Genomic DNA, 13,471 nt, shown 5'->3' with positions numbered 1-13,471 from the left:
GACACACGGCGGGTGCTAACGTCCGTCGTGAAGAGGGAAACAACCCAGACCGCCAGCTAAGGTCCCCAAGTCATGGTTAAGTGGGAAACGAAGTGGGAAGGCTCAGACAGCCAGGATGTTGGCTTAGAAGCAGCCATCATTTAAAGAAAGCGTAATAGCTCACTGGTCGAGTCGGCCTGCGCGGAAGATGTAACGGGGCTAAACCATGCACCGAAGCTGCGGCAGCGACACTGCGGTGTTGCTGGGTAGGGGAGCGTTCTGTAAGCCGTCGAAGGCGGGCCGTGAGGTCTGCTGGAGGTATCAGAAGTGCGAATGCTGACATAAGTAACGATAAAGCGGGTGAAAAACCCGCTCGCCGGAAGACCAAGGGTTCCTGTCCAACGTTAATCGGGGCAGGGTGAGTCGACCCCTAAGGCGAGGCTGAAAAGCGTAGTCGATGGGAAACAGGTTAATATTCCTGTACTCGGTGTTACTGCGAAGGGGGGACGGAGAAGGCTATGTCATCCGGGCGACGGTCGTCCCGGTTTAAGCGTGTAGGTGGGATAACCCGGCAAATCCGGTTATCCGCAACACTGAGGCGTGATGACGAGGCACCACGGTGCTGAAGTGACAGATGCCCTGCTTCCAGGAAAAGCCTCTAAGCACCAGGTAACACGGAATCGTACCCCAAACCGACACAGGTGGTCAGGTAGAGAATACTCAGGCGCTTGAGAGAACTCGGGTGAAGGAACTAGGCAAAATGGTGCCGTAACTTCGGGAGAAGGCACGCTGGCGCCAGGTGAAAAGACATGCTCTTGGAGCCGAGGCCAGCCGCAGATACCAGCTGGCTGCAACTGTTTAATAAAAACACAGCACTGTGCAAACACGAAAGTGGACGTATACGGTGTGACGCCTGCCCGGTGCTGGAAGGTTAATTGATGGGGTCATCCTCAGGGAGAAGCTCTTGATCGAAGCCCCAGTAAACGGCGGCCGTAACTATAACGGTCCTAAGGTAGCGAAATTCCTTGTCGGGTAAGTTCCGACCTGCACGAATGGCGTAATGATGGCCAGGCTGTCTCCACCCGAGACTCAGTGAAATTGAACTCGCTGTGAAGATGCAGTGTACCCGCGGCAAGACGGAAAGACCCCGTGAACCTTTACTATAGCTTGACACTGAACCTTGAGCCTTGATGTGTAGGATAGGTGGGAGGCTGTGAAGTGTGGACGCCAGTCTGCACGGAGCCATCCTTGAAATACCACCCTTGAATGTTTGATGTTCTAACGTAGGCCCGTTATCCGGGTTGCGGACAGTGTCTGGCGGGTAGTTTGACTGGGGCGGTCTCCTCCCAAAGTGTAACGGAGGAGCACGAAGGTCAGCTAATCACGGTCGGACATCGTGAGGTTAGTGCAAAGGCATAAGCTGGCTTGACTGCGAGCGTGACGGCGCGAGCAGGTACGAAAGTAGGTCTTAGTGATCCGGTGGTTCTGCATGGAAGGGCCATCGCTCAACGGATAAAAGGTACTCCGGGGATAACAGGCTGATACCGCCCAAGAGTTCATATCGACGGCGGTGTTTGGCACCTCGATGTCGGCTCATCACATCCTGGGGCTGAAGTAGGTCCCAAGGGTATGGCTGTTCGCCATTTAAAGTGGTACGCGAGCTGGGTTTAGAACGTCGTGAGACAGTTCGGTCCCTATCTGCCGTGGGCGCTGGAAGATTGAAAGGGGCTGCTCCTAGTACGAGAGGACCGGAGTGGACGCACCACTGGTGTACGGGTTGTCATGCCAATGGCACTGCCCGGTAGCTAAGTGCGGCAGAGATAACCGCTGAAAGCATCTAAGCGGGAAACTTGCCTTGAGATGAGTCTTCCCTGACTCCTGGAGAGTCCTGAAGGGCCGTCCGAGACGAGGACGTGGATAGGCTGGGTGTGTAAGCGTTGCGAGACGTTGAGCTGACCAGTACTAATGCCCCGTGCGGCTTAACCTGACAACACCGAAGGGGTTTTGTGGGTTTGAGAGACGAGAGAAAGACAGGGTTTCAGGTATATTTTCGATAGGCGCGGAAGCGGTGACGGACGAAAATAACAAGCAGCTTGTTCGAGATTGAATACAGGATTTGTCTGGCGGCAACAGCGCGGTGGTCCCACCTGACCCCATGCCGAACTCAGCAGTGAAACGCCGTAGCGCCGATGGTAGTGTGGGGTCTCCCCATGTGAGAGTAGGGCACTGCCAGACATCAATTCAGTCAGAGAAGCCATCCGTTACCGGATGGCTTTTTTGCATTATGAGAATAGTTCATAAATATAATTATCAGACTACTTCAAGGATTGATACAAGCTATAACCAGTTATGGCTCCTGCTATATCGTAAACAAAGTCTTGCCAACTCCACCCTGTACCAGAAGGACGGCTATCATAAAATTCTTTTGCTGCACCAAGACTAATTGACAGTAACATGCCGAATTGCGCACTTTCCCGATATTTCCAGTTTTGGTGATCGCCATAAGCGTTTCCTGCGGCGGCTATTACGGCAGAAAATAGAAAATGCTGGGCTTTGTCTCTACCTGTCCAGGTATCATTGGCCTGATGCATATTAGAACAAGCAGTAGTAGATAAGAGAGAAAATATTATTAATATATTTTTGATTTTGTTGGTGATGGATTTTTTCATTGTAATTTACGCTATTGTTTATAATTTAATAAATGATAGCGATTTGATAAATAAGATACAAAAATCCCCTCTTGTAATAATAAGAAGGGATTAATATTCTGATAATTATTTATCTATTTACAATATTCTGCTGATTAATCTATCAACACGTATACGGCGTAAACGACGTATTAATTTACGAACTTTGACAGGATAGAGTTGTATACTATCCAGCTCCTGATAATTACTGATAATTTTTGTATGAGAGCGAATGCAATTTAGTTCCAAAGAGCGTTGTGCGTGCATTTCCTGGTGAGGATCGTGAATGAGAATGGCATTTTCTAAATCAAGTCCCCATGCACGTGGATTGAGGTTATTACCTGTAATCAATTGCCATTTGTTATCAACCCAGACACCTTTTAAATGATAGGTATTATCTTCGTCTTTCCATAACCGGATAGTTAATTGCTGGCTATCGATAAAATGTTGTAGCCGATTGGTGAAACGGCGTAAGTTAATCTCATACAGATAGGGCAAGGCACCAATAATCTTAAAAGGCTCTTCCGGTGGAATATAAAAATCATTGGCTGTTTTATCTCCAATGATAATCTCGACCTGTTTCCCCTGCCGCAACAATCTTGCAATAGAACGAACCAATACTGCTGGTAAATTGAAGTAAGGAGTGCAGATTACCACTTTCTTTTCTGTACTGGCGATCAGATGGCAAATTGTCTTATTCAGAGGATTCTTTTTGCCCAATCCAACGAGTGGTGTTATTGCAAGTTCGTCATGTGAAGCCTGGTTTTCGACATGATATGTAGCACTACGCAAGGAAGTGCGGAATTGCCTGATAAAGTTTTTAATTTCAAGACTACGAGGGCGAGCTCGGGAGGCCAAATTCTTGACTGCATCGGCAGAAATAAGGTTGCCGTCAATAAACTGTTTCATGATAGCTGCGAGTTTAGCGTTGTGCAGTAGATGATAGCGATCGTAGCGATATTTTTCGTGGCGGTGTAAGTAGACGTTATTAATACTGGCACCACTATAAATCACAGTATCGTCAAAGATAAAGCCTTTCAGGTGCAAGACGCCTAACGCTTCACGAGTATTTACAGGAACACCAAGGGTGGGGATATGGATATCAGGATATTTTTCAGCCATAGAACAATACCAATCTGCGTTTGTTACAGTGGCTGTAGCACCAATACGACCGCGTTGGGCACGATGCCAGTCAACCAGAATTTTGATATCCAGTTCAGGCCGCTTTTGTTTGGCCTCATATAGTGCTGTTAAAATATCTCGCCCAGCGTCGTCATGTTCTAAATATAATGCGGCGATATAAATATGTTTCTTAGCGTCTGCAATGCGTTCCAGTAAGGTGCTGCGAAACTCTTTAGATTGATAAAGTGTCTCAATGTCAGCAACTGACTGCGGTAATTTAGGCAGTTGTGCAAGGTGTTGTTGGTGTTTTGCTTGTTTAAATTTGGACAACATCACAGTGCGATTTTTCTCTTAGTTTAGATGGTTGGCGTTCCATCGTAATGTTATGAATCAAAATGATCCGGCGATGATACCATTAGTTCGGTCAATTGTGAGTATGAATTAACTTTCTATTGCTGATTGCTTTAAGTCTGTGCGATCTATCACGAAGTGAGGATTCGGTTTGAGCCTGTCTTTCACTATTCTTATTTACCTTAAAGTTCTGGCGGCTAAAGTGTTAAGACAAGATTGACAATTCCCTCTTCTAATTGGATATCAATGGTAAAGCCCAGTTTTTTGGCAAGTCGGATCATATTACGATTTTCTGGCATGGTGATGGCGGTTAATACCTGAATGCCATGTTCTTTTGTGTAGTGGATTAATTTGGTCATAAGCTGATATCCTAATGTAATTCCTTTCAGATCTGATCGCACTAACACAGCAAATTCTGCTTCGATATTATCCGGATCAGCCATAGCACGGGCGACACCAATAATTTCCGGTTTGGTTGTTGGATGGCGTATCGCAACAAACGCCATTTCACGGTCATAATCAATTTGGGTCATATTGGCGAGGTCATCGTGCGTGAATTCACTAATCTCACTAAAATAGCGATAATAAAGATCTTCCTTCGTTACCTGCTCGATAAATTCTTTTAGTAATGGTTCATCTTCTGGCAGAATTGGGCGCAGTAAGCATTCAAAATCATCTTTGATATAAATGGTTTCTTCCAACTCATTAGGATAAGGACGGATTGCCAGTCGATTTCGGTGATCAGCAGTGATGGGGGCTAACTCCATTGTTACATCCAATAGTGTGAATTCAGTGCCTGATGCCAATAACGGATGGATATGCATACGAGTGATTTGAGGGCAATCGATCAGTAAGTTGGATACCCTAACCAATAATTGACTTAGAGCAGGAATATCCAATGGTTGCAGTGAACCGCCAGATTTTATTTTACCTCCTTTAATAGCCTGAATGACTAAATAACGAGCCAACGCCATATTGAGAGGCGGTAGAGCAACAGCAGCCTGAGTTTCATTAACCCAATCTATGCCACCTTCTCCAAGCATAATTAAAGGGCCGAATATCTCATCTTGTTCAATGGCAACTCTCAATTCTTGCGCACCAGCTCGGTTTGCCATGTTTTGTACCAATAGACCGTGAATTCTGGCTTGTGGAAAGTTCTGTTTCACACGTTCAATAATGGCCTGAGTTGCTGTCTTAACTTCTCCAGCATTACGCAGATAGAGCATGACTCCTTGAACTTCTGATTTGTGAGGAATATCGGGAGAACGCAATTTCAGTGCTACGGGATAGCCAATTTTCTCCGCAATATTGACTGCATCATCACTGGAGTGAGCAATCCATGTAGGTAAAGTATTTAGGCCGTAGGCTTCAAGAATAGACTGTACTTCATGGGTATCCAGCTGAGTATTGCCACTATTGAGGGCTTGCTGGATACAATCGTGGGCGTGTGCAGTATTTGAAGTGATGCCTATTGGCAGGGCAGGGGTTTCTTTGAGTTGTTTTTGGTTACGTTGATATTCCACCATATGCATAAAAGCTGTCACCGCGCCTTCAGGCGTACGGTAGGTTGGGATACCCGCCTCACTGAATAACCGCCTCGCTTCTAATGAAGAATACTCACCACACCAATTAGTAAAGATTGTGAGCCATTTTCCACGAGGATGCTCCTTAACAGCCTTAATGACGTTAACTGCTGTCTGCATACTATGGGAAATGGCACAGGGAGAATGAATCAACAATAAGGCATCATAGCTACGACTATTTAACAGTAGTTTCAGAGCAGCGGTATATTGTTCGGTTGATGAACTATCTCCCAGATCCAGAGGGTTACGTAAAATTTGAGCCTCAGGCAGCACACCCGATAATTTAATAAGTGTTTCGTCCTCCAGAACCGCTAGTTTACCGGTTCTCCTGAGGAGTTCATCTAGTGCCATGGCGGCAGGTGCTGCTCCATTACTGACAATGAGCAGGCGTTCTCCACGTAACGGACGCATAAAGCTTAACGTTTCCACGGCAGAAAACATTTCATGTGTATCCTGTACACGCAGTAACCCTGCCCGTTGAATTGCTGCGTCATAGGCAACATCGAAATTCTGTTGCTCTCCCAGTAATTGTTGAGCTTTGCGGGTACGACTGCTTTTTACAACCAGAATTGGTTTATTGCGTGATGCACTTCGTGAAGCAGAAAGAAACCGGCGAGCATCGTTAATGTGTTCAAGATGCAGTAGAATCGCGCTGGTCTTACCATCTCGCGCTAAAAAATCGAGCAGATCATCAATATCAATATCAACACTATCACCCAATGCAATGAAATATGAAAAACCAATATTGCGATGGTTCGCCCAGTCCAGAATCGTGTTGGATATTGCCGCTGATTGTGAAATAAATGCCAGCTTTCCCTTGAGAATAGGAATAGGTGAGAAACTGGAGTTTAATCCGATCCATGGAGCCAAAATGCCGAGGCTATTAGGGCCGAGGATCCGGATATGATATTTTTGGCTATATTGTTTCAGTTCAGCAAACTGTGATGCTGGTGATGAAAGAATGATAACGGTTTTACAGCCCAATCTGGTCAATTGCTCTAATAATGGCAAATTGCGGCTGTGGTGAGTACATATGACAGCCAAATCGGGAGTTAATGGTAATTTATCGATAGAAGGATAAGCTAGCACACCGAGAACAGAGCTTTTATTAGGCGTAACAGGAAGAATCGGCCCCTTAAAATTTCCAGTCAACAAATTCCGCATCAATGTTGAGCTGGCTTTTTCGGGTTTTTCAGACGCCCCAATAACGGCAATAGATTTGGGATGTAATAATGCTTCAAGTCCACGCTGGCTCATTTTTTATCTCCTCATTAACTGTTATTGAATAAATAATTACTTCAATAAACAATCACCATTAATTGAACCATTTCCATGAATAACTTTAGCCGTGATTGACAAGAATTACTGTGACTTACTCCGCCGGATGATTCGATTTTCCTGCCAGATATTGTTCACGAAAGTGATTGAAATGAGTGAGTAATTGTTGCGAAGCCTCAAGATCATTAGCTAGCTCCAGAGCGGTAGCGGCAACTTCCGCAGTACAATGCTGCTCTTTTCTTGATGGCATCCGGAGTAAATAATCCATTTTAGCAATACTGTTGATCGATAATAGAGGAATATCATCCAAATATGGACTTTTGCGAAACATTTTTCTTGCTTCAGGCCAAGTACCATCCAATATAATAAACAGTGGTGATTTCTGATTATCTGGCAGTTGTTGATACGCAGTACGAGGTGGTATGGAGTAACTTTCCGGAAAGATCAGATAAGGTTGTCGCGTTGGATCACGCAGTATTTCAAGCATGCGTTGATCAGGCTCGGTTCTTGACCAGAGAAAAGCATGAGTATCAGGTAGAACATCTGCAATTAGTTTACCTGTATTGCTGGGCTTCATAGGTTCAGTATCAAACATAATGAGACAAAAGCGGCTGGCCGCTTTTACTGGTGAGATTTTCTCACACAGGCATCTTTTTTGGGGCAATAAACAATATGTGCAACGCCGAACTCGACAGCCTCTTGCTTGAAAAGGACGGGTAGAGCGGGCAAGGCGATGTTGGCGAAGCTGATAAACGGCGTTGTTATTTCTCATTTAATAAGAACTCAAAAATGTTCATGAATAAAACCAGTAGAAAATTGGCGGATATTTTAATGGATTGTCGTTGCCAGAGGTAGCTTCGGGCACGAACATCGGGTAATCTTCGCGCCATAGCGAAGTTGGAGAAATAAATGAACGATTCCTATAGTGGTAAAAGTGGCAAAGTCAAAGTGATGTATGTCCGTAGTGAGGACAAGAGTGACAGCCGTAATAATAACGATCGTCGTAATAGTAATAACCGTCAGTCTGGTAAAGGACGTGAGCAAGGAGGCAGACGACGTGACAATGAACGCCCTCAGCGTTCAAAGGATAATTCTCCCTGGAGAACGGTTTCCCGTCCGGTAGAAGAAGAATCAAAACCTGATCATGGCGGCATTAGCGGTAGAAGCCAGATCGACCCTGAACAGCTTCGCCGTCAACGGTTGGAAGAAACCCGGATCTATGGTGAAAATGCTTGTCAGGCAATGTTCCAAAATCGTCCAGAAGCCATTGTCAGGGCATGGTTTGTCCAGTCGGTAACTCCCCGCTTCCGTGATGCTCTGAAATGGATGGCGGCAAATCGCAAGGCTTACCATGTGGTCGACGATGAAGAATTGAGCAAAGCATCAGGAACGGAGCATCACGGTGGTGTCTGTTTCCTGATCAAGAAGCGTAATGGTTTGGAGGCAGAAACTTATTTACAGCAAGCACCAGCGAAAGACTGTGTTCTGGCATTAGAAAGTGTGGGTAACCCGCATAATCTCGGTGCAATTATGCGTAGCTGTGCCCACTTTGGTGTACAGGGTATGATATTGCACGATACAGCGATGCTGGAATCCGGTGCGGCGGTCCGTACTGCTGAAGGAGGAGCTGAGCATATTAAAGGTATTGATGCTAATGACCTTACAACCACGCTGAGTCAATTCCGCGATGCAGGCTACACCATCGTAACTACTTCAAGCCATAAAGGAAGTACCAAGCTGACAGAAGCCAAGCTTCCTGAAAAAATGGTCTTGGTATTGGGACAGGAAAGTGATGGCCTGAGTGATAGCGTTTGGGAAGATGGTGATATCCGTCTTTCGATTGGTGGTACGGGTCAAATAGAAAGCCTGAATGTTTCTGTTGCTACGGGTATTATGCTGGCGGAATGGTGGCGTCAGAATAAAGTCTGGTAAATGGTTTAATATAGTTTCTTTTATAAATAAGGCCCTGGTTTTTCAATCAGGGCCTTATTTATTAAGGAAAAGTATTATTCTATTTGTGAGCATCATAAATGTTACTCAAGTGTAAAGTTAAAATTTTATATCTGTAACTATTTTGTTAGCATATGATAATTTATTATCAAATGGTGATAATTTATTCATGGGATTTATCCAATTATCTTAATGCATATCTTTTAACTGGGCTTTGCTTAAAGTATTTATATTTTTGTGGTTGTTAATAAGAATGATTTTAATTATCATTTTGTGAAGTATGTTAGTGAGCTACAGTTAATACCCAAGAGCTGGATAGAAATATTCTGGATTATATAGGTTATCACTCCGCAAATCATGCTTCTCATAGGCACAGCGTGTGATATTGGATATGAATGAAGGGCTTTATTGAATGACTTCGCTGTACACCAAAACTGAATTAGGTTCCCAATCCTCTCATCTAACCAAGGAAAATTGGTCACATGCAAATCGGCATCTCGTAGCTAAAATACTGCGTGAATTGTCTCATGAAAAACTGATTTATCCAGTACACAATCAGGGAAAGTCTTATTCCATTGAAATTGGTAAATTTCAATACCATTTTCAGGCTCAGGATTGTCAACTAGAGCATTTAGATATTGATTCTTCATCAATCGAAAAATTCATCCACGGTCAACCACAACAATTGGATGCAATTCAACTGATCATTGACTTGTATCCATTGCTGGGCATATCAGAAAAGATGCTGCCTATTTATCTTGATGAGATATCCAGCACACTTTATGGATGTGCTTTTAAATATCTGAATAATAGATTGACAGCACAGGATTTAACCCAAGCGGATTATCAGACTGTGGAGACGGCAATGACTGAGGGCCATCCGGTTTTTATTGCCAATAATGGTCGTATTGGTTTTGACTCAGATGATTACTTGCAATATGCGCCAGAAAGTGCAAATCCGGTGACATTAATTTGGATCGCTGTACATCGCAATAAAACTGTTTTCTCAGCATTATCTTCGCTTTCTTATTCTCAGCTGTTGGCGGAGGAATTGGAAAAATATTTGCCAGCCCAGTTTGAACGATATATGCAAAAATTGGGATTAAATCTGTCAGATTATTATCTGATGCCAGTACATCCCTGGCAGTGGAAGCATCGTATTACCATCAGTTTTGCGGCAGATATTGCTAATCAAGATATCGTTTATCTCGGTGAGGGCAATGATCGCTATCTGGCTCAGCAATCTATCCGCACGTTTTTCAATATTAGCCAGCCTAAGAAAAACTATGTCAAAACAGCCCTATCTGTCCTTAATATGGGATTTATGAGAGGTTTGGATCCCCATAGTATGGTAACAACACCACAAGTTAATGAGTGGCTTTACCATTTGGTAGCAGCAGATACTTTCTTTCAGCAGAAAGGATTTACCATATTACGTGAACGGGCGGCGATGGGGTATTTTAACCATTATTTCGAATCCGCTATCAAAAAAGACAACCCACATAAAAAAATGTTGTCAGCACTATGGCGAGAAAGCCCAATGACGATCTTGGAAGAGAACCAACGTCTGATGACGATGGCGTCGTTGTTACATGTCGATAGAGAAGGCAATGCAGTCATTGCTGCTTTGGTACAAGATTCTGGTTTATCTGTAGAAATGTGGGTAGCCCGCTATCTGGATGCTTATCTTTCACCATTACTACGTTCTTTCTTCACTTATGATTTGGTCTTTATGCCACATGGTGAAAATCTGATGTTAGTGCTGGAAAACAATATTCCAGTGAAAATGTTGATGAAAGATATTGGTGAAGAAATTGCCATTTTGAATGGAGACCTTCAATTACCTGAGGAGATTGATTTTCTACATGTCACTGTTCAGGATGATATGAAGATTAACTATATATTCCTTGATATTTTTGATTGTTTCTTCCGTTATTTGAGTCCGTTATTGCAAAAACATCTTGCATTGTCAGAAACACATTTTTGGGAATTAGTTGCTCAGTGTGTTTATAACTATCAATCACAGCACTTGAACCAAATAGAAAAATTCTGCCAATTTGATCTATTTAAGCATGATTTTGTACGTACTTGCTTAAATCGACTGCAAATGGCGAATAACCAGCAAATGATTGATCTTGATGATCGAGAAAAAAATCTGAAATTTGCTGGAACGTTAGTTAATCCCCTTCATGCATTTCGGGAAAAATATTCCGTCACGGTTTAGAACAAATGGGTTAGAACAATAGTTGACGGAAATACATAAAGTAAACATAACAATAAATTATTTAGATAACAGGATGAATAGAGTGATAAACCCAATTTTGCAACGAAATCAGTTAACCAAGAGAAAAGTCCTTTCTGTTTTAATCCCACTGCTTCTTGCAGGGAATCATTCGGCAATAGCAGAAGAAGCACAAGGAAAAAACGATAAAATTATCGTAACAGCAGGAACTCCGGAGCATGAAGGGGTAACCGAAGATAGTGGCATGTATAACACCACCTCAATGGTGACATCAACGGGTTTGAATTTGTCTGCGCGTGAAACGCCACAAAGTGTCAGTGTGATGACCAAACAGCGGATGGTGGATGAAAATCTGGACAGTGTAAAAAGTGCCATAGGCAGTATTACGGGGATGACAGTTAATCAGGCTGACAGTGATCGTTTCACTTTCTCTTCAAGGGGAATGACTGTCAGAAACATGCTGCGCGATGGTGTACCGACTTTCTACGATATCCGTTTTAACTATGGTGATAACCTGATGGACACCGTCATGTTTGACCGCCTGGAAGTCGTACGAGGTGCAGCGGGTTTGATGGTTGGGCCGGGTACACCTTCTGCCGCTGTGAATGTGATCCGCAAACGTCCAACCAGCGATTTTCGTGGTGAAATTACACTTGAGGGTGGCTCTTGGGATAAATGGCGTACTGGTCTTGATCTCTCTAGTCCATTAAATGAAGACGGTACAGTCAGAGGGCGTTTTGTCACCGCCTACCAGCGTTCCAACTCTTTTATCGATCGCGATAAACATGAAAAATATCCATTCTATGGCATTCTTGAAGCCGATCTGACAGACAACACTTTGCTGACCATTGGTGCTGATTATCAGATTAACCATACCCGTGGCGGAATGTTTGGTGGTTTGCCGATTTATTTTAAAGATGGCAGTAAAACTGATTATAAACGCAGTAACAGCTATGCACCGGATTGGGCATTTTCTAAGGTTCGTTCATCTTCTATCTTTACCAGCCTGCAACATAAATTTGATAATGGCTGGAGTGCGAAAGGAACCTTTACTTATGACAATAATGCCCTTGACCAAAAAGTATTATGGGCAACGGGTTTTCCTGATCGTATCACTAATCAGGGAATGTATCCGGGTAGTATGACCCTGATCGATGGAACTCGTCGTCAGCGTAATTTTGATTTGCAGCTAAATGGTAATTATGGGTTGTTGGGGCGTACACATCACGCAAGTTTTGGTTTGAATTATCAGAAACAGAATTTCCGGAATGATTATTACAATGCCCCATGTATGAAATCTCGTAGTTGTTCAAATTTCCCAATAGGTGATTTTACCCAGCCTTCATGGGGTTATCCTGAGCCAACATGGAGTAAAACTCGTGACACTGGTTCGAATGGTTATATCGAACAAACCGCAGGTTATGCAGTTACTCAGCTTTCATTAGCAGATCCATTAACATTAATCCTCGGTGGACGTATTACGAGTTGGAAAACCCGTGGTGATAATTTTGGTACTCCACAGAATGGCACCTACAATAATGAGTTTGTGCCATATGGTGGCTTGGTTTACAACATCACTCCAGATTTCTCTGTTTATGGTAGTTATACCAAAATTTTTGAACCAGAAGCCCGTATTAATCGCCATAACCAACTCCTCAAGCCGGTTACAGGGGAAAACTACGAACTGGGTCTGAAAGGTGTTGCATTTAATAACGGCCTTGATTATTCCTTGGCGATTTTCGAGATCCATCAGGATAATTATACAATTCGTGATAATTCTAAAGAGCGACACTCAGCCATTCCAAAGAATTCTACTGTTTATTATGCAGCCAACGGTATAAAAACCCGTGGTTTTGAAGCTGAAGTCAGTGGCCAGATTACCGATGACTGGCGTTTGTATGCGGGTTACACTCAATTCCGCGCCACCATGCCTGGTGGTAAGCGTGTCAATACAGATAAACCAAATCGTCTGTTCAAATTGTTTACTACTTATGCCTTACCTGGAGTAATGAATGATCTGACTCTTGGTGGAGGAGTTAACTGGCAGGATAAAACACGGCTGGAGCTTGATAGCCCCAACGGTAAACGTGAAGATGGGCAAGGTAGCTTTACCACGGTTAACCTGATGGGACGTTATCAATTTACGCCAGACCTTTCCCTGACTGTTAACCTGAATAATGTGTTTGACAAAAAATACTACACCTCATTCGGTAGTTACACTCATTACTACTATGGTGCACCACGTAATGTCGAAGCGACTTTACGTTATAAGTTCTAAC

General features: G+C 43.6%; 7 protein-coding genes and 2 rRNA genes (1 of these 9 running past the window's edge). 5 read left to right on the top strand and 4 right to left on the bottom strand.

Going from position 1 to position 13,471, the window contains the following annotated elements; translation table 11 throughout:
• Both HGO23_RS13935 and rrf read left to right on the top strand, forming a co-directional pair.
• Positions 1-1,966: ribosomal RNA gene (locus tag HGO23_RS13935) — 23S ribosomal RNA — on the top strand; it begins 943 nt to the left of the window's first position.
• Positions 1,967-2,098: 132 nt separating this feature from the next.
• A 5S ribosomal RNA gene (gene rrf / locus HGO23_RS13930) occupies positions 2,099-2,214 on the top strand.
• Between the two features lie 80 nt (positions 2,215-2,294).
• Here the strand turns inward: rrf and HGO23_RS13925 are convergent.
• The 4 genes from HGO23_RS13925 to HGO23_RS13910 form a co-directional block, all read right to left on the bottom strand.
• Positions 2,295-2,648, bottom strand: a complete 354-nt coding sequence (locus HGO23_RS13925; protein WP_099134433.1) for a YfiM family lipoprotein — start codon at positions 2,646-2,648, stop codon at positions 2,295-2,297.
• A gap of 117 nt (positions 2,649-2,765) precedes the next feature.
• Positions 2,766-4,124, bottom strand: coding sequence for a CDP-diacylglycerol--serine O-phosphatidyltransferase (gene pssA, locus HGO23_RS13920; RefSeq protein ID WP_209027021.1), 1,359 nt, complete (start codon positions 4,122-4,124; stop codon positions 2,766-2,768).
• A 212-nt stretch (positions 4,125-4,336) separates the two neighbouring features.
• Complete coding sequence (locus HGO23_RS13915) at positions 4,337-6,979, bottom strand: bifunctional acetate--CoA ligase family protein/GNAT family N-acetyltransferase (RefSeq protein WP_099134435.1); 2,643 nt, start codon at positions 6,977-6,979, stop codon at positions 4,337-4,339.
• Between the two features lie 115 nt (positions 6,980-7,094).
• Positions 7,095-7,772, bottom strand: a complete 678-nt coding sequence (locus tag HGO23_RS13910) for a tRNA-uridine aminocarboxypropyltransferase (RefSeq protein ID WP_099134436.1) — start codon at positions 7,770-7,772, stop codon at positions 7,095-7,097.
• A gap of 137 nt (positions 7,773-7,909) precedes the next feature.
• Between HGO23_RS13910 and HGO23_RS13905 the strand changes: the two genes are divergently transcribed.
• From HGO23_RS13905 to HGO23_RS13895, 3 genes are all read left to right on the top strand, one after another.
• On the top strand, positions 7,910-8,932 hold the full coding sequence (locus HGO23_RS13905) for a tRNA/rRNA methyltransferase (RefSeq protein WP_099134437.1): 1,023 nt from the start codon (positions 7,910-7,912) through the stop codon (positions 8,930-8,932).
• Positions 8,933-9,362: 430 nt separating this feature from the next.
• The gene (locus HGO23_RS13900; RefSeq protein WP_209027020.1) at positions 9,363-11,174 is read left to right on the top strand and encodes an IucA/IucC family protein; all 1,812 of its coding nucleotides are present in this window, start codon (positions 9,363-9,365) and stop codon (positions 11,172-11,174) included.
• An 82-nt stretch (positions 11,175-11,256) separates the two neighbouring features.
• The gene (locus HGO23_RS13895; RefSeq protein WP_099134438.1) at positions 11,257-13,470 is read left to right on the top strand and encodes a TonB-dependent siderophore receptor; all 2,214 of its coding nucleotides are present in this window, start codon (positions 11,257-11,259) and stop codon (positions 13,468-13,470) included.
• Position 13,471 lies beyond the last annotated feature (1 nt).

It is taken from the genome of Xenorhabdus budapestensis (assembly GCF_017743015.1).
In the GTDB taxonomy this organism is placed as follows: Bacteria; Pseudomonadota; Gammaproteobacteria; order Enterobacterales; family Enterobacteriaceae; genus Xenorhabdus; species Xenorhabdus budapestensis.
Note: the sequence above shows the minus strand (reverse complement) of the source record. Positions and strands in the feature narration are given on the sequence as shown.